This window comes from uncultured Thiodictyon sp. (assembly GCF_903828115.1).
GTDB lineage: Bacteria > Pseudomonadota > Gammaproteobacteria > Chromatiales > Chromatiaceae > Thiodictyon.
On sequence record NZ_CAIKKU010000611.1, the window covers coordinates 1 to 21,210 of the forward strand.

Below are 21,210 nucleotides of genomic sequence, written 5' to 3' on the forward strand. Positions count from 1 at the left end.
CCTCCGCCGCCGCCGCCGCATCCAGGGCCGCCGGGTCCGCGGCCAGGGACGCGCGGCCGGACTCGAGGGCGCCCGCGGCAGCGCGCGGGTTGGAGCGGGCCAGCCGGCCGATCCCGTCGGCGAGGATCGCCGCGGCCAGCGGGTGGTCGGCCGCCTGCCCCGTCGCCTGCTGGGCCTCCAGCACCAGGGCCGGGCGCGCCTGGACCGTCAGCCAACGCTCCAGCCAGGGGCGCTGCGCGGCCGGGAGTCGGGTCCCCAACTGGCGCGCGAGCGCCGTCTCCCCCGCCGCCATGGCCAGGCGGATGCGGCGCCAGAGGAGCGCCGGGTCGAGGCCGCCGCGTGCCCGCCAGGCGGCAAAGAGGGGCTCGCAGGCGGCCGGTTGGGGGCGGGGCACCAGCCACAGCGGCTCCAGCCGCGCCGCCGTCAGCGCCGCATCGGCCTGACCCGTTTCCACCAGGGCGCGCAGATACAGACAGCGCCGCTCCACGCTGTCGTCGTCATCGCGATAGACCCGGACCAGGTCCGCCCAGCGCCCGGCCGCGGCCAGGCGCTTTACATAGGCGGCGCGCAGGCGCTCGGCCGGCGCCGTGGCGGGAAACTCGGCGAGGAAGGTCTCGATGGCCCCGCCCGGTGCCGCCGCGAGGTCGGCATCCAGCGCCGCAAAGCGCAGGTAGGGGTAGAGGGGATCATCGCGCAGGCCCTCCAGCAGGGACGCAAAGGCCGTCCGGTCCCCCGCCTGCAAGGCCTGCTCGGCGGCGCGGAACCCCGCCAGATCGACCTCCGGCGGGGGGCGCAGCACCAGGGGGCGGTCGGGCGCGGGCGCCGGACCGGCACCCGGCCCGCCCGTGGCCGGCACCGTGGGCGCTTGCGGGATCAGCGACCAGACGACCAAAGCGACCAACGCCGCCGCGAACCCGGCGGCCAGAAAACGCAACATCAGCGGATCTCCCATCCATCAGCGCCCCGGTGTGGACCCCGGCGCGGGGGCTCGCATCGGCACCGTGGTGCCCACATCTTAGCGTGCAACGCGACGGGGCGAACATTGCGATCCGACGGTAGGGGCGGGTTTCAAACCCGCCCCTACGTCAGCGTGACTGCGGGACCGACACATTGCGGTACCGGCACCAGCGCCATCAACCCGGTAAGAGGACTCCATGCACCCTGTCATGCACCCCGATCTGCAGCGGCTCACCGACCTGCTGCGCACGGCCGCCGCCACCGAGATCATGCCCCGCTTTCACCACGTCCAGAGCCACGCCAAGGCGGACGGCAGCCTGGTGACCGAGACCGATGCGGCCGTCCAGACCTACCTCACGGCGGCCCTGGCCCGCGACCATCCAGGTATCCCCCTGATCGGCGAGGAGATGACCGTCGCGGAGCAGGAGCAATTGCTGCTCGCCGCCGACCACTCGCTATGGGTCCTGGACCCCCTGGACGGGACCGGCAACTATGCCGGCGGCTTCCCCGGTTTCGCCATCTCGCTGGCCCTGCTCGAGGCCGGGCAGGTGGTCCAGGCGGCGGTCCTGGACCCGCTGCGCGACGAGTGCTTCTGCGCCATCCGCGGCGGCGGTGCCTGGTGCAACGGCGTGCCCATCGCGCCCTTCGCCCCGGGGCCGCTGCTGGGCGACTGCCTGGCGATGATCGACTTCAAGCGCCTGCCCGCGGCCCGGCTCCCGACCCTGTTCCGCCCCGGGGGCTTTCGCTCCCAACGCAACCTGGGGGCCTCGACCCTGGAGTGGTGCTGGCTGGCCGCCGGGCGTTTTCAACTCTACCTGCACGGCGGCCAGAAGCTGTGGGACTATGCCGGCGGGCACCTGATCGCCGCCGAGGCCGGGGTGAGCGCCAGGCTCTACCGCCCCTATGGCGTCGGACCCGCGCCCGGGCTCGACCTGGAACCCCGCTTCGCGGTCGCCGCGGCGACCCCGGACCTCTTCGAGCGCTGGCTCGCCTTCATCGACCTGCCCCTGGACGCACCCCTGGAAGATCCGAGCACCGGCTCGGTGCGCTAAGGAACTGTCGTTGTCGTTGTCGTTGTCGAGGTTATCTTAGCGCCCCGGATTCTCTCGCACGCCAAATTGCATCGCTTCTCCGATTACGACAACGACAACGACAACGACAACGACAAAGATTGTGTTGTGTTTAACTTGTTCTTGCCTCGCAGCCCCCAGCAACAACAGCGAACCCCCAATGAACCAAGCCCCCGACGACCAGACCATGGCCCTGGCCAGCGGCATCGCCGCCTACGAATCCAAGCAGTTCTCGCGCGCCGTCGGCCTGCTGCGCCCCCTGGCCGAGGCCGGTGAGGCGCAGGCGCAGTACCGCGTCGCCATCATGGCCCAGAACGGGCTCGGCATGCAGCCCAACCCATTGCTCGCCTACCGCTATATGCACGCCGCCGCCGCCGCCGGACTGGGCCTCGCCCAGCACGGCCTGGGCTTCATGTACCTGGAGGGCGAATGCACCGCGCCGGACCCGCAACGCGCCGCCGCCTGGTTCCGCAAGGCCGCCGACCAGGGACTGGCCGGCGCCCAGAGCATCCTGGCCAATCTTTATGAAGACGGTCGCGGCGTCTCCCAGGACCCCGCCGAAGCCGCCCGCTGGCGCGCCTTGGCGGGGTTCGATGAGCGTTGACCCCAGATCCAGGCTGACAGCCCGGGCGCCTTGGACCTATAATGGCGGAACTGCTGCCGGGGTGGCGAAACTGGTAGACGCATCAGACTCAAAATCTGACGGGGGTGACCCCATGCCGGTTCGATTCCGGCCCTCGGTACCAAGCAAAGACAAGGGGTTAGGCGGAAACGCCTGACCCCTTTTTCTTTGCCTGTCGGCGCCGTGCGCCACTGGCGGGACACTGCCGCGCAAAACCGGGGGCGAAGTGCCGCCAAATGACGCCCCACCGTGGCGCTTAGTCATGGATTTCAGGAAGCCGAAAACGCGATGCCCAAGCTCTCGCTCGCCAAGCTGGAACGTCACCTCTACGGCGCCGCCGACCGGTTGCGGCAAGAGGGTCTGGACGCGGCCACCTACAAGGATTACATCTTCGGGCTGCTGTTTCTCAAACGCTGCTCGGACCAGTTCGAGGCCGAGTATGAGCGCCTGGTCGGACGCAAGGTCGAGCAGGGTCTGGTCAAGGACGAGGCGGAGCGCCGCTATGGCGAGAACCCGGACTATTACGACACCTTTTTCGTCCCGGAACAGGCCCGCTGGACTTACCTGAGCGCCAAGCTCAACGACGCTACCCAGCCCTTCGGCAGCCGGCTCGACAAGGCACTCGCGGCGCTCAGCGAGTCCAACGAGACCCTGGAGCACGTCCTGGACCACATCGCGTTCATGCGGATGCAGGGCAACCGGCGCGTGGTGGGCGACGACGCCTGCCGCGACCTGGTGATCCACTTCAGCCGCCACCGCCTGCGCAATGAGGACTTCCAGTTCTCCGACCTGCTCGGCAGCGCCTACGAGTTCCTGATCAATATGTTCGCGGAGTCGGCGGGCAAGAAGGGTGGCGATTTCTACACCCCGCGCGACGTGATCCGGCTCATGGTGCGTGTACTCAAGCCCGCCCCCGGGATGCGCGTCTATGACCCCACCTGCGGCTCCGGCGGTATGCTCATCATCAGCCGGGAGTTCGTCGAGCAATCCGGCGGTAATCCCGGCGACCTCTATCTGGCCGGCCAGGTCAACGACGCCTCCGCCTGGTCCATCTGCAAACTGAACATGCTGCTGCATGGCGAGACCAATGCCGACATCCGGCTCGAGGACACCCTGCTGCACCCGATGCACCGGGACGCCGGGGAACTGGAGCGCTTCGACCGGGTGATCGCCAATCCGCCCTTCAGCCAGAACTACACCCGCTCCAACATGGAGTTCCCGGAGCGCTTCCGCTGGGGCTGGTGCCCCACCAGCGGCAAGAAGGCGGACCTGATGTTCGCCCAGCACATGCTCGCCGTGTGCCGCCCCGGCGGCATGGTCGCCACCGTCATGCCCAACGGGGTGCTCTTCCGCGGCGGGGCGGAACGGGAGATCCGCCGCAAGTTCCTGGAGCAGGACCTGATCGAGGCCGTCATCGGACTGCCGCAGAATCTCTTCTACGGTGCAGGCATCCCCGCCTGCATCCTGATCATGCGCCCCAACCTGACCGGCCGGCCGCAGAATCCGGCCAAACCCGAGGCCCGCCGCGGCCAGGTGCTCTTCATCAACGCGGATGCCGAATACTTTGCCGGCCGCGCCCAGAACTATCTGCGCCCCGAGCATGTCGAGAAGGTCGTCACCGCCTTCGAGCGCTTCGCGGATCTGCCCGGCTATGCGCGGGTCGTGCCGGTCGCCGAGATTGCCGACCCGGCCAACGACTGGAACCTCAACATCCGCCGCTATGTCGACAACGCCCCGCCGCCCGAGCCGCAGGACGTGCGCGCCCATCTGCATGGCGGCGTGCCCGCGACAGAGGTCGAGGCGCGCCGAGCGCTGTTCGCCGCCGTCGGGCTCGACCCGGCGCGGGTCTTTGGGAGCGCGGGCGTCCCGCCCGCGCGCGGCCAGGATGGCCGCGCCCCAGACTATCTCGACTTCGCCCCCACACTCACCGACCGCGCCTCCATCCGCCCCCTGATCGAGTCCGATCCAGGCGTCCAGGCCAACGCCCAGTCAGTGCGCAAGGCCCTGGACACCTGGTGGGCCGCCCACTCGCCCCGCATCATCGCCCTCCCCGACCGGCGCAACCTGAACGCCGTACGCGCCGAGGTCCTGGACAGCTTCGTCGCCGCCCTGGACCCCCTGGCCGTGCTCGACCGCTTCAAACTGGCCGGTGTCATCGCCGCCTGGTGGACCGACACCCTGCCCGACTTCAAGACCCTACTGGAGAACGGCTTCCCCGGCGTCATCGACGGCTGGGTGGACGCCATCGCCGACGCACTGGAGGACGACGACAGCGCCGGCCCCGCCTTCGACCCCTTCGGTCACAAGCTGGTGCGCCGCACCATGGCCGAATACCTGGAGAGCATCGCCGCTGCCCGCGCCGAGATCGCCCGGCTCAAGGGCGAGAAGGCCGCCTTCGAGGCCGAGAACGCCCCGGACGACCTGGAAGAGGACGAGTTGGCCAACTGGAACCAGGCGCGCGACCTGGAGCGGCAGGCGCGGGAATTGCGCGCCGAGCACAAGGCCGCCTTGGCTGAACTGAAGAAGTTGGAGACTGCCGCCAAAAAGCCCCCGGGAAAGTCTGACGCACCGCAGCCCAGCCCCAAAGGGGCGGAACATACCAGCCCAGGGCAAGGCCCTGGCTTGTCGCGGTTAGATCCTCCAGCCCTTAAAGGGCGTGACATTGTTCCGGATCGACCCGCTGCGCTTGCCGTGACCGCCCCGCAAGGGGGTCCGCTCCTGACCGGTGCGGCCCAAACCCGCCTCGCCCGCGCCCGGGCCGCGCTGGAGCCCGTACTCACGCGCCTCGCCGCGATTGCCGAAGCCCTGGAGCCTTACGAAGAGACCAAGGCCGACCTGACCGAGGCCCGCAAGCGCTACCGCGCACTGCTCAACTCCTTCCTGGCCGAACTTAAGGCGGCCTGCGATGCGATGGGGGAAGGCGAAAAGCGGGAATTGGTGCTGGAGTTGATTGCGCAGGATGCGCAGATCGGGATGGACGCAGCCATGAGGGAGCGGCGGCACGAGTTGGTGCGGTTTGCAGAAGGGGCGTGGGATAAGTACCGGACGACACTGGTCAATATCCGAGGCGTGCGGAGATCGAATGAGGATCGATTGAATGCAGCGCTCGAGCGGTTGGGTTATTCATGACTTCTCCCGTTCTTGAGACGACCGTTGACGAACTCGTGACACTGCAAAACGAGAAGGTCTTTGCCAACAAAAGCGCCCAATTGCCTTATGTGGGTCTCGAGCATATCGCTTCCGGAAAACCCAGGTTGCTTGGCGTCGCCGAAAGCAGCTCGTCCCTGAGCGTCAACTCGGTCTTTCAGAAAGACGACATCCTTTTCGGAAAGCTGCGTCCCAATCTTCGCAAGAGCCTAAGAGCGCCTTTTCCAGGCTACTGCTCCACGGATATTCTCGTATTGCGATGCATGCCAGGGATAATGCCAACATTTGCCGGGCATGTCTTCCAGTGGGAGCGGGTGTTCAGTGCCGCAACGGCAACCGCGGCTGGAACAAAGATGCCGCGGACCTCTTGGGGCGACCTAAAAGGACTTGCGGTTTTCTTTCCGGAGTCAGTTGCCGAGCAATCGCGCATCGCCGCCATTCTGGATGCTGTGGATGAAGCAATTTTCCAAACTGAAGCGGTGCTCGCTAAGCTCAAGCAGATCCGCACCGGCCTGCTCCACGACCTGCTGACCCATGGTCTCGACGAAAACGGCAAGCTACGCGAATCTGCCGTCCACCCGGAGCAGTTTCAAGACTCGATTTTGGGAAGGATGCCTGCTTGCTGGGATATAACCTCGGTGGAGCAAGCGGGCGAAGTACGCTTGGGCCGGCAGCGCTCGCCGGCACACGAAACCGGCCAGCATATCCGGCCGTACCTGCGTGTGGCTAACGTCTTCGATTGTTTCATCGACTATTCCGATGTCCTCTCGATGAACTTCAATCCTCACGAGCAAGCAACTTATCACCTCTGCGCTGGCGACATCCTACTGAACGAGGGGCAGAGCCTTGAACTGGTAGGGCGCAGCGCTATCTTTGAAGGACCGCCGGATACCTATTGCTTTCAGAACACCCTGGTTCGGTTCCGGTGCAACGACACCACGATCCCCGAATACTCCCAAGCGGTTTTCAAGTATTGGCTCGATACCGGCGCCTTTACTCGCATCGCCAAACAGACCACCTCGGTAGCGCATCTGGGCGCGGACCGCTTTGCCAAGATGCCCTTTCCACGCCCATCGCTTTTCGAGCAAAGATTGATTGCTGATCGGCTGGCGGAAATTGCCGCGATGCAGAAAAACGAGTCTGCTGAACTGTGCAAGCTCGCAAACATCAAGGCTGGCCTCATGTGCGACCTCCTCACCGGCCGAGTCCGAGTCCCCGCCGACCTGCTGGATACCCGCACATGACCCGAGACGAGCACCTGTCCTTGCTCGCCGAGCGAGGCGCCTTGCTGCGGATGGTGGCCGAGACGCCTGACGAGGACGTAGTGGACCGGGCCGGCTTGGTCGTTCGGCTGCAACTGATCGAGCGATGGATCATCGAGGCCGGACTCCCGCTGACCCCATCGCCACCGGACCCGCAAGCCCAGCCCGGCGACGCCCTACCCCTGACCTTCCACGCGCGCTTCAGCTATAGTCACGCCATGGTGCGCGACCTGGCCCTGATCGAGTCCGCACGTTCAGTCATCGCCATACTGCCCTTGCCGCCCGACCAGGAACTGCGCCTGCGCCAGGCGGCGCGACAGCGTGCAACCCGTCATTCGACCCGCATCGAGGGCAATACACTCAATACCGTGGAAGTGGGCCAGGCGGTGCTCGCAGTCGGGAAGACCCAGACTGAGATGCAGCAGGAGGTGCGCAACTATTGGCGGGCGCTGGAGTGGATCGAGGAGCAGATCGAGGCCAGCCGGGTGCCGTCCGAGGACCTGATTCGGGAGCTGCACGGCATCATCCTGGTACGCGCCATGGGCCGGCGGGGCCTGCGCAGCAACTACCGCCGCGAGGAATGTCCAGTGGTGGATACGGCCACGCGGCGCATCGATTATGCCCCGCCCATGCCGAAGGACGTGCCGGTACTCATGGCCGATTTGGCTGCCTGGTGGAAGGGAGCGGAGGCCGCCCGGTTGCCCGGACCGGCGCGCGCCGGGCTGCTCGCCCACCGCTTCGTCAGTATCCATCCATTCAGCGACGGCAACGGCCGCACGGCCCGTGCCCTGGCGACGATGGAGCTGTGGCGCAGCGGCTATGAGATGCGCGGCTTTCTATCGCTCGAAGAGCACTATACGGCAGACCTGCGGGCCTATTACGCCAATCTCCAGATGGACCTGCCGGTGAATTTCTACGATGGCCGTCATGATGCCGACCACACGCAATGGCTGACCTATTTCCTGGCAACCATGGCCCGGGCCGCCGAGTCGCTGCACCAACAGGCGATCGAACTGTACGCCCCGCAGCGTCGCGCAGCCCCTCCGTGGGAATCGTTGCGCCGGGTGCAACAGCAATTGCTGACACGCCTGCTGATGCGCGGACTTGAACAAGGGGCCGGCGCCATGAGCTTCAGCCCCGGCGATATGGTCGAGTGGTTCGGGGTATCGGCCAACACGGCTCGGGAATGGTTGGAGCGGTGGCGGGGCGAGGGCTTTGTCCTTCCCGCACGCGCCGGGGCACAACGCGTACGCACCTACGCCCTGGCCCCGGAGTGGGTCGAGTTGCTCCAGGGTGCGCTATTTAGCACAAGCCTTAGCACAAGCCCAATTGCACCGAAATAGTGCGCGGTAACATAGAAACAAAGTCTTACGCGATTTTGACCGAAAAATAGCACAACCCCACCGCTGCCTATAAGGGCGATTTCGCCCCGATTTTCCGGGCTGCAGGGTCACGTTAACAGCACAGGCAAGCAGATGAGCAAGATCGAGTGGGAACGCGACCTGGTGGAACTGCCCTTCTGTCGGCAACTTCAGGCCATGGGCTGGGAGTGGATCCAGGGCGACCCGGACCTGCCGGAGTCCACCGAGCGAACCAGCTCGCAGGAGGTGCTGCTGCGCGGGCGGCTGGCCGCGGCGCTCTACCGGATCAACCTGCGCGACGGCGAGCCCTGGCTGGACGAGACGCGTATCGCGCAGGCGATCCGCGACCTGGAGCGGGCGCCGGGGCACGGGCTCATGGAGACCAACCAGGCCGTCACGGAACTGCTGCTCAAAGGGACCGTGGTCGAGGGCCTGCCCGACTGGGACCAGGGTCGGCCCCAGCCGGTGCAGTACATCGACTTCGACCCCGATCATCCGGAGAACAACGACTTCCTGGTCATCAACCAGTTCAAGGTCGAATTGACGAGCGGGCGCAGCTATATCATCGCGGACGGGGTCTTGTTCGTGAACGGCCTGCCCCTGGGTGTCGCGGAATTCAAGAGCCCCGGTATTCAGAACCCCATCGGGGAGGCGACCAATCAGTTGCTCCGCTACTCCAATCAGCGTCGCGAGGTCTGGCCTGCCCTTTATACCGAGAACGAGGGCATCGAGGGCCTGTTTCGGACCAACCAGTTGTTGATCGCCAGCGACTTCTTCGAGGCGCGGGTCGCAACACTGGGGGCGCCGCCTGAAGCCTATCTGGAATGGAGTGATACGAGCCCGGTCCCCTCGACCGCCGTCGCGGAGGAACTGGGCCTGCTGTCGGTGGCGCCGGATGCGGAAGCGGCGGCCGAGGAACTGGCCCTGCTCGGCCCGGAGCAGTCCGAGCGGGCCGGGACACCATTGTTCTTCCGGACCCCCGCTCAACGCCCACCGGCCATGCGGGGTCCGGGGTTGCACAGCCAGCAGTTGTTGGTCGCTGGGATGCTGCGGCCCGCCCACCTGTTGGACCTGGTGCGCAACTTTACGGTCTTCCAACAGGTGGATGGCCGCACCCGCAAGGTCGTGGCGCGCTATCAGCAGTTCCGCGCCGTCCATAAGGCGATCAAGCGGCTGCTCGAGGGTCGGTCACGCATGCAAGGGGCGATGTGGGACGAACGGGGCGGCATCGTCTGGCACACCCAGGGCTCGGGCAAGAGCCTGACCATGGTCTTCCTGGTGCGCAAGATGCGCACGACGCCCTATCTTCTCGCCTTCAAGATCGTGGTCGTGACCGACCGCACCGATCTGGAGGGCCAATTGCGCGAGACCGCCCGTCTTTCCGGCGAAACGCTGCGTCCGAACGAATTGGACCAGCGGTTGCGCGAGTCGCCGACGGCCCGCACGCAACGTATCCTGTGCGAGCCGACGCCGGACATCTGCTTCGCCATGCTTCAGAAGTACCAGGAAGGGGCGCGGGATCGGGACGGCGAGCGGGTGTCCATGACGATCCAACGCAAGGAAAAGCGGCCTGGCAGGGATGAACCCGTGGTCGAGAAGGCCGTGACCTATACGGAACGTATCGATTTCGAGAACTTTCCGTTGCTCAATGAGTCGGCGGAGATCCTGGTCCTGGTGGATGAGGCGCACCGCAGCAATACGCGCACGCTGCACCGGAATCTGCGCCGCGCCCTGCCGAACGCGGCCATCGTGGGCTTTACCGGTACCCCCATCCTGAGTCACGACAAGAAGACGACGGCAGAGATCTTCGGCGATTTCATCGACCGCTACCTCTTGCAGGATGCCGAGCTGGACGGGGCCACGGTGCCGATCCTTTACGAGGGACGTACCGCGGATGGCTTCGTCAAGGACGCGACCGGGCTCGATCAGTTGTTCGTCGACATGTTCGTCGACTTCACACCGCAAGAGCTGGCCGTTATCAAGGCGCGCTATGGGACCGAGGGCGATGTGCTGGAAGCGCCGCTGCTGATCGAGCAGAAGGCCCGGACATGATCCGGCACTTTGCCGCCGTCGCACTCCCGGAGGGGTTCAAGGCGCAGGTCGTGGCGACCAGCCGCCAGGCGGCGGTGACCTATCAGCACAAGTTGATCCAGGCGCGCGACGCACTGGTGGCCGAGATCGAGGGGCTCCCGGACGGGGTGCCGCGGCTGTCCGACGACGAATTGGAGAAACTGGATGCCCCGACCCGCTGGCTGGCCGGGATGCAGTGCCAATTGGACAGACTGCGGGTGATGGAGGTCGCGGCCGTCATCTCGGCGAATCACAACGACCCGGAGTCCTGGCGTGACTGGTCGGACAAGGAGAAGCAGAAGGCATCGATCGAACGCTTCAAACGCCGCTGGGCACCGGAAAAAACGGCCAAGACCGATCCGCTGGCGATCCTGGTCGTCAACAACATGCTGCTGACCGGTTTCGACGCCCCGGTTGAACAGGTGATGTACCTGGATCGCAAGATCGTCTCGTACGACCTGCTGCAAGCGATTGCCCGAGTAAACCGGACCTACGGGGGCAAGCACTGCGGCTTTGTGGTCGATTACATCGGCGTGGCGCGTCACCTGGACGAGGCGCTGAAGGAGTACGACGGCGCGGACATCGCGGCGGCGCTCATCAATATCGGCGTCGAGCTGCCGAAACTGCTGGACCGACGGGTGCGGGCCGTGGCGGTCTTCACATCGCGGGGCGTGATTGATCTTTTTACCCAAGTGAACCGGTGTGTCGAGCTGCTTGGGAATCTCGATGTGCGACGCGAATTCATTGATACGCTACGCGCGTTTTACGAGACACTGAATGTACTGCAGCATCGCTCGGAAGTACCCGGGGAGGTCTTTCGGGATGCCAAGCTTCTGGGCTTCATCAACAAGGTGGCGGCGAACCTGTACCGCGATCCGGCGCTGAACCTGTTGGGCGTGGCGGAGAAGGTCAAGGCCCTGATCGACGGCCATGTGTCCGCCCGCGGGGTCGATCCCAGGATCCCGCCCACCGCCATTACCGACGCCCAGTTCGAGCAGGTGCTTACCAACCAGTTGAGCAGCGGCGCCAGGGCCGCGCACATGCAGCACGCGGCGCGCTTTCACATCACCGGGTTCACCAACCAGAACCCAGTCTATGCGCGCCAAATGAGTGAGAAGCTTGAGGAGATCCTGCAACGCCTCAAAGATGATTGGGACGCGCTGGAACGGGAACTCCGGCGCTTTGTCGACGAGTTGAAACGCGGCGACGGGGCCGATTTCCCTGACCTCGATCCGCGGGTTCAGGTGCCGTTCGTCCGTCTCGTGCTCGATTTCTGCGGGGCACGGATGGAGTTGACTGACGACGAGCGCAAGCGTGCGATGCTGGCTACCCTGGAGATGGTCGAGCGTATCACGCAGGAGGTCCGCAGTGTGGGGTTCTGGAAGAAGGCCAATGCCCGGGAACTGCTGACCAGGCGGCTGGTCCGTGACCTTGACGAGGCCGGCATCTGCCCGCCGGAGACGGAGCGAGACCTGGCGCAACGCCTGGTGGCGCTGGCCCGCGAGAACCACGAGAACCTGACCCGATGATGACTGAAACCCTGGAGATCGACGGACTGGCCTTCGAGATCAGGCGTAGCGACCGCCGCCGGACCCTGGGGTTGACCGTGGACCGCGCCGGCGAATTGGTCATGCACGCCCCGCTCGCCACCAGCGATGACGAACTGGCCGCCTGGGCCGGGACCAAGCTGCTCTGGGTGCATCGCAAGCTGGCACTCAAGGAGGAGTCCACCCCTAAGGCGCCGACACCTGAGTATGTGACCGGGGAGACCTTCAGCTATCTCGGCCGGCGCTATCGCCTGGTGCTGGTGGATGAGCAGAAAGCGGCGCTCGCGTTCGACGGGGCTCGCTTCCTGCTGCGGCGCGATGCGCGGCCCGCGGATGTCCACTTCCGACAGTGGTATATCGCCGCCGGTAAGGAGTGGCTGGCGCGCCGCATCGATCTGCTGCGGCTGCGCACCGGTCCGGCACCGACCCGGGTCCTGGTCAGGGACCTGGGTTACCGGTGGGGGTCCTGCGGGCGCGATGGCGCGCTGTATCTCAACTGGCGGGTCCTGCAACTCCCGGTCCGCTTGGTGGACTATGTGCTGGTCCATGAGTTGTGCCACCTGGTGGAGCCCAGTCATAACCGGGAATTTTGGCGGTCGCTGGAGCGCGCGCTACCGGATTGGCAGGACCGTAAGGCTGAGCTACATCACAGCACCGCCGACGTTTTTTGGTGCGCCCCCGCGATGCGCCAATAAGTTGAAGATCAAGGCCCGCTCACCAAGGCAGGGCCGGTACACCACCAGCTCAGGAAATATCGAAGCCTTGGTTGATGGCCGAAAACATCTGATAAAAGCCCGACAACACCACGATCTCGATGAATCCGTGCAGCCCGTACCGGCCGATGGCATCGGCCTGAACGCCGGCGGGTATGTTCTGCCAGCCCAGCGTTGCCTGCAGCACCTGCGCCGCCGCTTGAAATGGCTCGGGAAAGGCGCCGTCCCTGATACCGCCGGCCTTGAGGGCCTCGATCACGTCCGGTGGGACGCCCGCGGCCACGGCGTGCTCGACATGATCACTCCATTCAAAGGCCGCTTTGGTGTCGCGGGCGACCGCCAGCACGACAAACTGTCAGCTGCGCGGGATCGAAGTGCAGCGTCGCCATGGGCAGGCCCCTGAATGATTATTCGTGATAAGACCAGGCGGCACAGGCGGCCGACCAGTCCTGTACCGGCGTCGCAAACCGCTTGTCGGCCTTGACATCGATCACCGTCGGCCCCTGGTTCTCAAGGGCCGCGGCAAAGGCCCCTGCCAGTTGCTCGGGGCGCGCTACGGTAATGCCGAAACCACCCAGTCCCCTGGCAAAACCTGCCCAGTCGTGGTCCGGCAAGCTGGTCAATTCATCGGGCACTGCACCCAGCGTGTGGGCGCGCAGCCAGACATTGCCCAGCGCGGCATTGTTGATGACCAGATAGATGATGGGCAGCCGATAGCGGGCGGCGGTCGCGATTTCCATTCCCTGCATACGCATGCAACCATCCCCCGTGATGACGGCGACCCTGCGGTCGGGCCTTGCGCATTGCGCACCGACGGCGGCGGGAATGGCCCAGCCCATGGGGCCGAGATTGGTTGCGGACAGGTAGGTGAGCGGTGCATAGGCGGTCCAGTAATGCCCGGCAAAGGCGCGGTGGGCACCGGAGTCGATCAGGACAATACCGTCTTTTGGTAAGGCCGTGCGTAACTCGCTGATTGCCCTGGCGGGATGCAGAGGCGTTGCATCGCTCGCGCAATGTTGCGGGTCCTGCAGGCGCGGCTGCGCGGTGATCCCGGCCAGCCAGTGGCCGCGGGCCGCGCGCGTGGCTTCCAGTGCCGGTCCAATCCGGTCGTGGTGGGCTGCCAACCAGTCCAGATAGGCCCCGACGTCCCCCACCACAGAACTGTCGGTGAGGTGGGCACCCATGACCACAGTGCTGAGATTGACACAGATCGTCCGTTGCGCCCTGAGCTTGAGGGCCCAATGCAGCGTGTCGCGTTCGTTGAGCCCCGACCCCAGCAGCAACAGCAGGTCCGGGGGGTTATCGAGTAGCGCCAGGCGTGAGTGGTGCGTTCCGGCATAGCCGAAGACACCGAGTGACAGCGGATGATCCTCGGGAAAGGCCCCTTTCGCCCGCAGCGTCGTCGCCACCGGAATGGACCACCGTTGCGCGAAATCGCGCAGTGCAGCGTAGCAGCGCGCGTGTTCGATGCCGGCGCCGGCCAGAATGACGATACGCACCGGGGGGGTGCCGTCAGGGCCTTGGGTAAAATGGGCCAGGGTCGCCGCCGCCGCGTCTGCTGCCAGTGTCCGCGCATGGATCAACCCCGCGTCTATCGGTCGATAACGCGCGTCCAGGTCGAAGACCTGACTGTCCGTTGGAAGTGAGAGATGGACCGGCCCGGTGGGTGCAGTGCGAAGCTGGAGCAATGCATGGCGCAGCAGGTGCGGCAGGTTGCGCGGATTGGTGACGGAACTGGAGTATCGGGTGAGTGGTTTCAGGATGCTGACGTCATCGAGCGTCTGACTGCCGGCATCCTGGAACTCGCCCAAGCCTTCCATGTCGGTGGCAACTTCACCGCTCAGGAGCAGCAGCGGTGAGCCATCCGTTTGCGCAGCGGCAACCGCGGTGACCGCGTTGCCCAGGCCGGGACCGCCGATACACAGGGCGACACCAAACCTACCGCCGGCCCGGGCATAACCGTCTGCCATATAGGCGGCGCCACCCTCCTGGGCCGCGACAATCGGTGTCAGTGCGGTTTGCCGGCCGAGCGCCGACAGGAATGGATCAATCAATCCCCCGGGCACCATGAAGAGATGATCGATCCCCTCCTGGGCCAGGCTGTCGAGAATGAAATCGGCGCCTTGCATCACGTTCTCCCGGATCGTCGAGTGAGCGGACAAGCATCAGCCCGCGGCCACTGATGGGAAACGAAAACGGCGAATCAGCAGGAGCCGTGTCACCCGCGTCGGACGGGGCCGGTGGGCGCCGCGTCGGTCACCAGACCCCCAATCGCCATGCCAAGCCGATGCCGGCGAGTACCACGAGAACGATGACGCCGCCCAAGACGCCGAGGATCAGGTTGATACGATGGATCGCGGCGGAGCGCTCCCGCCTGACCTTGGCGACGAACGCATCCATGCGCGCCTGCGCCCGTACCTGGGCGGCGGTGATCTCCTGGATCACGGTCTGGTGCAGTTCGATCCTGAGATCGGCTTGGAGGTGATCGCGGAACGTTTGGTTCTGTTCCTGCTGGCGCCGCTCACGCTGCTTGTGGACGTCCAGGATGGCGGCGCTCTGGGCCTCGTGCTGCGCGCGACATTCGATCAGGAACCGGCAGTCGCCAAGGCCGCACGGCGCGCCGCCAGCCACCGCTTGCGGTGCCGCGGACGCCTCCAGTGCCGGCTCCTCCGGCACCGGAGGTGCTGCCGCTATCCACTCCAATTCGGTGACGGTTGGCAGGGGCGGATTGGGCGCGGTTCGCGCCCGGTCGGCGCCCGGCCGCTCGTCCTGAACCGCCGGGCCCGAGGTTGGCGTGGCGGCCTCGGTACTGGGCTCCTGCATGCCCAGTAAGCGCCGGTTGCCCGGAATCGCCAGCCACGCACCCAGGTCCATCGATTCAATGTTGTAGCCTTGATCCGCCCGGGGTGCCATCCATCCCGGCGAGCGGATGCTCCAGTCCTCGATCCCGCCGGCTTGCGCGATCTGCTTGACCAGATGCGCGACCCGACGCTCCAGTAGTGCGTTCGGGATCACCTGCGTGGCGCCGAACTGGGTGGCACGTTTGGCCGAGCGCTCCCCCGCGGTGTCGGCGATCACGTAGATCGGGATAGTCGCGAGGCGTTGGCGCAGCATCACCAACGCGTCGAAGGTTTCCTCCGGGGCGGCGCCCAGGCCCAGCACAATGGCCTGCAGGTCGGCGCCGGCCTCAAGGATCGCCGCCGCGCCATCGCAGGCCTTTACCGTCGCGCCGGCGTTGCTGAACATCGTGCAGGCGAGTTGTCGCGCGGCGCGATCCTTTATGCTGACGGCGATGCGTATGGATCGTTCACTCATGGACCTGGGCTACTTGAGCTTGACCGGGACGGCCTCGGTGCCGAACTTCTTCAAGGTGGCGCGGGTGGACTCCATCGATTTCTTGCCGTCCAGATGCCCGGTCATGACCCGGTGCCAGACCTGCCCGTCCTTGAAGGTGACCGTCTGGACCCGCGTGGAGACGCCGCGCAGCGCGAGCTTGGCCTTCATGGCGTCGGCCTCCTTGGCGGTCTTGAAGGACCCCACCTGGAGGACGTAAATGCCGGCGGCCTCGGCCTTGGCCTTGGCGTCTGCCTTGGCCTTGGCGTCCGCCTTGGCCTTGGCCTCGGCCTCGGCCTTGGCGGTATCGGCCGGGGTACCGGGTGCCGCATCGGGCGGCGGCGCCGCGGGCGGCTCCGGCGTGACTGTTGGTGGTGGCGGCGGCTCCGGCCGGGGCGCCGGCGGCGGCGGCGGCTTGCCGGTGTCCTTGGTGTCCACGACGGTCTCGCGCAGGATCTTCTCGAACTGGAAGCTGGGCTGTCGGGGGGCTGGGCGCTCGGTCTTGGGCAGGGCCGCCGCCACCGGGGGCGGCACCTGGCCGGGGGCCTGGGTCATCCAGTAGAGTCCGACGCCGAAGCTGCCGAGAATGGCCCCGAACAGGAACCACCAGACGCAGGAACGGGGCCGGGCGCGCCGGGGGGTCGGCTTGGCGGCGCCGCGCCTGGGGTCCAGGGCCATCTACATGGCCTCCGGGGCGGTGACACCCAGCAGTGCGAGCCCGTTGCGCAAGACCTGACGCACCGCCAGGATGAGCTTGATGCGGGCGTCGCGCAGGGCCGTGTCGTCCACCAGGAACTGGTGGGCGTTGTAGTAGGTGTGCAGCTCGTTGGCCAGTTCGCGCAGATAGGTGGCGACCAGGTGCGGCTCATGGTTGACGGCGGCGGTGTCAACCAGTTCCGGATAGCGCGCCAGGGTCCGCAACAGGGCCTGCTCATGGTCTTCGGTGAGCCGCTCCAGGTTGGCGGCACCGGGGCTCGGGTCCACCACCATCCCCTTGTCCGCCGCCTGGCGCAGCACGCTGCACACCCGGGCATGGGCGTACTGACAGTAATAGACCGGGTTGTCCGCGGACTGGCTCTTGGCGAGATCCAGGTCGAAGTCCAGGTGCTGCTCGCAGCGACGCATGACATAAAAGAAGCGGGCGGCGTCGCGGCCGACCTCCTTGCGCAGTTCGCGCAGCGTCACGAACTGGCCGGAGCGGGTGGACATCTGGGCACGCTCCCCGCCGCGGTAGAGGATGGCGAACTGCACCAGCAGGACGTCCAGGCGGTCGGCATCGTCGCCCAGGGCCGTGAGCGCCGCCTTGACCCGCGGCACATACCCGTGGTGGTCGGCACCCCAGATGTCGATCACCCGCTCGAAGCCGCGCTCCAGCTTGTCCATGTGGTAGGCGATGTCGGAGGCAAAATAGGTGCCCTGCCCGTTCTCCCGGACCAGCACCCGGTCCTTCTCGTCACCGAAGGCGCTCGAGCGGAACCACTGGGCACCGCCCTGCTCATAGACGTGCCCGGCCTCGCGCAGGCGCTCGAGCGCCCGATTGACGGCGCCCCGCTCGGCGAGTGAGCGCTCCGAGAACCACTCCTGATACTCGACCCCGAACTCGGCCAGGTCCGTGCGGATGTCGTCCAGGATCGTATTGAGCGCCAGTTCAAAGCAGTAGCGGTAGCGGTTGTCCCCCAAGAGGCGCTTGGCGGCACTGATGAGTGCGTCGATGTGGTCCTCCTTGTCGCCCCCGTCCTGGCCCTCGCACTCGTCGGCCGGGACCCCGGCAAAGACCAGGGCGGCCGGCGTGCGGTAGGCATCGGCGTGCTCCCGGTGCAGGGTGGCGGCGATGTCCCAGACATAGTCACCCTTGTAGCCGTTGCTCGGAAATTCGATCGCCTCGCCGCACAGTTCCAGATAGCGCAGCCACACGGACGTGGCCAGGATGTCCATCTGGCGGCCGGCGTCGTTGACGTAATACTCGCGGTGGACCTCGTAGCCGACCGCCGCCAGCAGGTCCGCCACCGCCGCGCCGTAGGCCGCGCCGCGTCCGTGGCCCACGTGCAGGGGGCCGGTGGGATTGGCGGAGACGAACTCGACCTGGACCCGCCGCCCGGCCCCGCGCCGGGAGCGTCCGTAATCGTACCCGGCACTCAGGATGGCCGGCACCAAGCTGCGGTAGGCATCCGCGGCGAGAAAGAAGTTGATGAAGCCGGGTCCGGCGATCTCCACCCGCGCGACCAAGGGCGAGGCCGGCAGGGCGGCCACCAGTCGCTCCGCAACCTCCCGGGGACGGGCACGAGCCGGCTTGGCCAGCAGCAGGGCCAGGTTGGTGGCGAAGTCACCGTGGGCCTGGTCGCGGGTGCGCTCGACCTGGGGTTCGGGCAATGTGATCGCGTCCCAGGCGCCGTCCGCGGTCAGATGCGCCAGGCCGGCGCGCAGGAGGTCCGTGATCTGTTGTTTCATGGCTAAATTCGGATCGGAAAGTGGGCCTTGACCAGGGTTGCATCCAAGTCACGCTCAGTCTTTGTCCCCGGGAGCGCGGGCCTGCCGCCCGCCGGGCCGGGAACCGACAGGCACGACGCCCAGGCCCCGGGGGCTGACCAGAGCAGTGATCGAGGTCGGGGAAAGACAGGCGGCCGGGGCCCATCGCAACCCGCGGCGCAATTCGTCTAAGGATACCCGAATCCGGCCCTTACATCATGTCCTGGGGGTCCACGTCCAGCGACCAGCGCAGCCCCCGGGTGCGCGGCAGCGTCCACAAACGGCTGACCCAGGGCCCGAGAAAGCGCTGCAACCCGGGCCGGTCCGGACCCTCCAGCAGGAGTTGAGCGCGATAGCGCCCGGCGCGCCGCTCCATGGGCGCCGGGACCGGGCTCGACACCGCTACCCGGGTGCCGACCAGTTCGCCCTGCAGGGCCAGGGCCAGGGCGCGCCCCTGGCGCAGAAAGTCCATGGGGACCTCGGCGTCCGGGGCATCGGCACGCAAGAGCGCGAGGTGGGCGAAGGGCGGCAATTGGGCCGCCTCCCGCTCGGCCAGGGCCAGTTCGGCGAAGCCGGGGTAGCCCCCCGTGATCAGGGAGCGCAGCAGGGGGTGCTCGGGGTGCCTGGTCTGGAGCACGACCCGGCCAGGACGCTGCGCCCGGCCGGCGCGGCCCGCGACCTGGACGATGAGCTGGGCCGTGCGCTCCGGGGCGCGGAAGTCCGCGGCATAGAGCGAGTGGTCGAGGTCGAGGATGCCGACCAGGGTCACCCCGGGAAAGTCGTGTCCCTTGGCGAGCATCTGGGTGCCGAGCAGGATCTGGATCTCCCCGCTGCGGCTGGCCGCGAGCAGCCGGTCCAATTCCCCCTTGCGGCGGGTACTGTCCCGATCGATGCGCGCCAGGGTGACCGCGGGAAAGACCGCGCGCAGTTCCTCCTCCAGACGCTCGGTCCCCAGGCCCAGACCGCGCAGGTCGGCGCCCCGGCAGTCCGGACAACTGACCGGCGTGGCCTGGAACCAGCCGCAGTGGTGACACCAGAGGCGGCGCAGCCGCAGGTGCAGAGTGAGGCGCGCGTCGCAATGGGGACAGACACCCACCCAGCCGCAGTCGTGGCAGGTCAGCACCGGGGCATAGCCGCGGCGGTTGAGGAACAGCAGGACCTGATTGCCGGCCCCGGTCTGGGTCTCGACCTGGTCGCGCAGCGCCGGGGAGAGGCCGGCGCTCATGGGCTGGCCGCGGATGTCCAGGAGCGCGATGGCGGGCGCTCGTGCACCCCCGGCGCGTTCGCTCAGGTGCAGCCGCCGGTAGCGCCCGGCGCGGGCGTTGTAGAGGGTCTCCAGGGACGGGGTGGCGGAGCCCAGGACCACCGGACAGCCCGCCTGCTGGGCGCGTCGTACCGCCAGGTCCCGGGCCGAATAGCGGAACCCCTCCTGCTGCTTTAGGGAGGCGTCGTGCTCCTCGTCCACCACGATCAGCCCCAGGCGCGGCAGGGGCACGAAACAGGCCGAGCGGGTGCCGAGCACCAGGGTCGCACGCCCGGCGGCGGCACTCTGCCAGGCGCGCTCGCGCTCGGTCTCCGGCAGGGCCGAGTGCAGCACCGCGTGAGGTCCGGGCAGACGCTGCCCCAGGCGGTCGCGCAGTTGCGGCGTGAGCCCGATCTCCGGCACCAGCACCAGGGCCTGGCGCCCGGCCGCGATCACGCGCTCGATCAGGCGGATATAGACCTCGGTCTTGCCGCTGCCGGTTACCCCGTCGAGGACGAAGGGGGCGAAGCCGCCCAGGGCCGCCGCGACCGCCGCGACCGCCCGGGTCTGCTCGGTATTGAGGACCGGCCCCACCCCGACCAGGACGGCCACGGCCGCATCCGGGGTGCAGACCGGCGTCGGCACCGGCGGCGCGACCCCCGCCGCCACCCGGCAGGGTTCGATCAGGCCCCGCTCACGCAGGGCCTTGAGCGGCCCGGCGCAGGGGCCGAGCAGGGCCTTCAGGTGCAGTGTCGCCAGCCCCTCCGGGGCGGCCCGCAGCGTGTCCAGGAGGCGGCGCTGACCCGCCGCCCGCCCCAGGTCGGCAAGCGCCAGGACGCCCCCGGCGGCGGTCGCGCGCAGCCCCGGGAGCCCGCTCCCGAGGCGCGCGTCCGGGCGGCGCAGGCGCACCGGCAGGGCGCTGAACAGGGCCTCGCCCAGGGGTGCGCGGTAGTAGTCGGCGGCCCAGCGGATGAGCTGCAGGTCGTCGGGGCCGAGCACCGGGGTCGCATCGAGCACGGCGAGGGCTGGCTTCAAGCGCTCCGGCGCCTGGTCGGAGTGCCCGGCGGTCTCCACCAGGAGCCCGACCCGCCGCCCGCGCCCGAATGGCACCAGGAGACGCACGCCGGGGATCAGCGGCATCGAGTCCGCGTCCGCCGGGGGCAGGTAGTCGAAGAGTCCGGCCAGGGGGGCCGCCACCGCAACGCGCAAGATGGTGGGATGGTTCGGGATGGGTGGAGACTCCGGTGGCGGTGCCAGGGCCGGACTGGGAACCGGCGCGGCGATAGTAGTGGCCGCAATGGGCGGTAGGCCCATCGGCGACTGCTCCACGGGGGCCGTTCGTGGCGGCGCGGCGGTCCGCATCGGTTGCCGCCCTGGGGCTTGCGGCGCGGCGGCGCCCCGCGCTGCGTTGCGGTCGGC

14 protein-coding genes, 1 tRNA gene and 1 pseudogene are annotated in these 21,210 nt (G+C 67.3%); 9 read left to right on the forward strand and 7 right to left on the reverse strand.

All coding sequences use genetic code 11. The features are described 5' to 3' along the window. Positions 1–937 (reverse strand): annotated as a pseudogene (locus QZY48_RS23105) (hypothetical protein); the annotation flags it as partial. 217 nt (positions 938–1,154) lie between these two features. On the opposite strand from QZY48_RS23105, the gene QZY48_RS23110 reads away from it, so the two are divergent. The 9 genes from QZY48_RS23110 (at position 1,155) to QZY48_RS23150 (ending at position 12,731) form a co-directional block, all read left to right on the forward strand. Next, positions 1,155–2,009: an inositol monophosphatase family protein gene (locus QZY48_RS23110; RefSeq protein WP_366929758.1), complete on the forward strand. Its 855-nt coding sequence runs from the start codon at positions 1,155–1,157 to the stop codon at positions 2,007–2,009. A 178-nt stretch (positions 2,010–2,187) separates the two neighbouring features. Then, a complete protein-coding gene (locus tag QZY48_RS23115) occupies positions 2,188–2,631 on the forward strand; it encodes a tetratricopeptide repeat protein (RefSeq protein ID WP_295435517.1) in 444 nt (147 codons plus the stop codon). 55 nt (positions 2,632–2,686) lie between these two features. Beyond that, positions 2,687–2,773 (forward strand) — tRNA-Leu (locus QZY48_RS23120). A gap of 164 nt (positions 2,774–2,937) precedes the next feature. Then, positions 2,938–5,778, forward strand: a complete 2,841-nt coding sequence (locus QZY48_RS23125) for a class I SAM-dependent DNA methyltransferase (RefSeq protein ID WP_295435519.1) — start codon at positions 2,938–2,940, stop codon at positions 5,776–5,778. After that, on the forward strand, positions 5,775–7,040 hold the full coding sequence (locus tag QZY48_RS23130; protein WP_295435521.1) for a hypothetical protein: 1,266 nt from the start codon (positions 5,775–5,777) through the stop codon (positions 7,038–7,040). Before QZY48_RS23125 ends, QZY48_RS23130 begins: the two co-directional genes overlap by 4 nt. Continuing rightward, positions 7,037–8,401 carry a Fic family protein gene (locus QZY48_RS23135; RefSeq protein WP_295435523.1) on the forward strand — a complete coding sequence of 455 codons (1,365 nt, stop codon included), beginning with the start codon at positions 7,037–7,039 and terminating at the stop codon, positions 8,399–8,401. Before QZY48_RS23130 ends, QZY48_RS23135 begins: the two co-directional genes overlap by 4 nt. A gap of 132 nt (positions 8,402–8,533) precedes the next feature. Next, on the forward strand, positions 8,534–10,471 hold the full coding sequence (locus tag QZY48_RS23140; protein WP_295435525.1) for a type I restriction endonuclease: 1,938 nt from the start codon (positions 8,534–8,536) through the stop codon (positions 10,469–10,471). Then, entirely contained in the window at positions 10,468–12,018 is a 1,551-nt protein-coding gene (locus QZY48_RS23145; RefSeq protein ID WP_295435527.1) for a hypothetical protein, read from the forward strand. The genes QZY48_RS23140 and QZY48_RS23145 overlap by 4 nt, the downstream gene beginning before the upstream one ends. After that, positions 12,015–12,731: a SprT family zinc-dependent metalloprotease gene (locus tag QZY48_RS23150; RefSeq protein WP_295435528.1), complete on the forward strand. Its 717-nt coding sequence runs from the start codon at positions 12,015–12,017 to the stop codon at positions 12,729–12,731. The genes QZY48_RS23145 and QZY48_RS23150 overlap by 4 nt, the downstream gene beginning before the upstream one ends. 49 nt (positions 12,732–12,780) lie before the next feature. Here the strand turns inward: QZY48_RS23150 and QZY48_RS23155 are convergent, their stop codons facing one another. From QZY48_RS23155 to QZY48_RS23180, 6 genes are all read right to left on the reverse strand, one after another. Then, positions 12,781–13,095 (reverse strand): hypothetical protein, encoded by a 315-nt coding sequence (locus tag QZY48_RS23155; protein WP_295435530.1) that lies wholly within the window; start codon positions 13,093–13,095, stop codon positions 12,781–12,783. 61 nt (positions 13,096–13,156) lie between these two features. Beyond that, entirely contained in the window at positions 13,157–14,878 is a 1,722-nt protein-coding gene (locus QZY48_RS23160) for a thiamine pyrophosphate-binding protein (RefSeq protein ID WP_295435532.1), read from the reverse strand. A 127-nt stretch (positions 14,879–15,005) separates the two neighbouring features. Further along, positions 15,006–15,995: a hypothetical protein gene (locus QZY48_RS23165; RefSeq protein ID WP_295435534.1), complete on the reverse strand. Its 990-nt coding sequence runs from the start codon at positions 15,993–15,995 to the stop codon at positions 15,006–15,008. 78 nt (positions 15,996–16,073) lie between these two features. Continuing rightward, positions 16,074–16,760, reverse strand: coding sequence for an SPOR domain-containing protein (locus tag QZY48_RS23170; protein WP_295435536.1), 687 nt, complete (start codon positions 16,758–16,760; stop codon positions 16,074–16,076). After that, complete coding sequence (gene argS, locus QZY48_RS23175) at positions 16,761–18,530, reverse strand: arginine--tRNA ligase (protein WP_295435538.1); 1,770 nt, start codon at positions 18,528–18,530, stop codon at positions 16,761–16,763. 229 nt (positions 18,531–18,759) lie between these two features. After that, on the reverse strand, positions 18,760–21,105 hold the full coding sequence (locus tag QZY48_RS23180; protein ID WP_295435540.1) for a primosomal protein N': 2,346 nt from the start codon (positions 21,103–21,105) through the stop codon (positions 18,760–18,762). Between the last annotated feature and the right edge of the window lie 105 nt (positions 21,106–21,210).

Bases quoted from the DNA above. Each gene is read 5' to 3' on its own strand.
- QZY48_RS23110 (WP_366929758.1), top strand. From the start codon at position 1,155: ATGCACCCTGTCATGCACCCCGATCTGCAGCGGCTCACCGACCTGCTG.
- QZY48_RS23115 (WP_295435517.1), top strand. From the start codon at position 2,188: ATGAACCAAGCCCCCGACGACCAGACCATGGCCCTGGCCAGCGGCATC.
- QZY48_RS23125 (WP_295435519.1), top strand. From the start codon at position 2,938: ATGCCCAAGCTCTCGCTCGCCAAGCTGGAACGTCACCTCTACGGCGCC.
- QZY48_RS23130 (WP_295435521.1), top strand. From the start codon at position 5,775: ATGACTTCTCCCGTTCTTGAGACGACCGTTGACGAACTCGTGACACTG.
- QZY48_RS23135 (WP_295435523.1), top strand. From the start codon at position 7,037: ATGACCCGAGACGAGCACCTGTCCTTGCTCGCCGAGCGAGGCGCCTTG.
- QZY48_RS23140 (WP_295435525.1), top strand. From the start codon at position 8,534: ATGAGCAAGATCGAGTGGGAACGCGACCTGGTGGAACTGCCCTTCTGT.
- QZY48_RS23145 (WP_295435527.1), top strand. From the start codon at position 10,468: ATGATCCGGCACTTTGCCGCCGTCGCACTCCCGGAGGGGTTCAAGGCG.
- QZY48_RS23150 (WP_295435528.1), top strand. From the start codon at position 12,015: ATGATGACTGAAACCCTGGAGATCGACGGACTGGCCTTCGAGATCAGG.
- QZY48_RS23160 (WP_295435532.1), bottom strand. From the start codon at position 14,878: ATGCAAGGCGCCGATTTCATTCTCGACAGCCTGGCCCAGGAGGGGATC.
- QZY48_RS23165 (WP_295435534.1), bottom strand. From the start codon at position 15,995: ATGTTCAGCAACGCCGGCGCGACGGTAAAGGCCTGCGATGGCGCGGCG.
- QZY48_RS23170 (WP_295435536.1), bottom strand. From the start codon at position 16,760: ATGGCCCTGGACCCCAGGCGCGGCGCCGCCAAGCCGACCCCCCGGCGC.
- argS (WP_295435538.1), bottom strand. From the start codon at position 18,530: ATGAAACAACAGATCACGGACCTCCTGCGCGCCGGCCTGGCGCATCTG.
- QZY48_RS23180 (WP_295435540.1), bottom strand. From the start codon at position 21,105: ATGGGCCTACCGCCCATTGCGGCCACTACTATCGCCGCGCCGGTTCCC.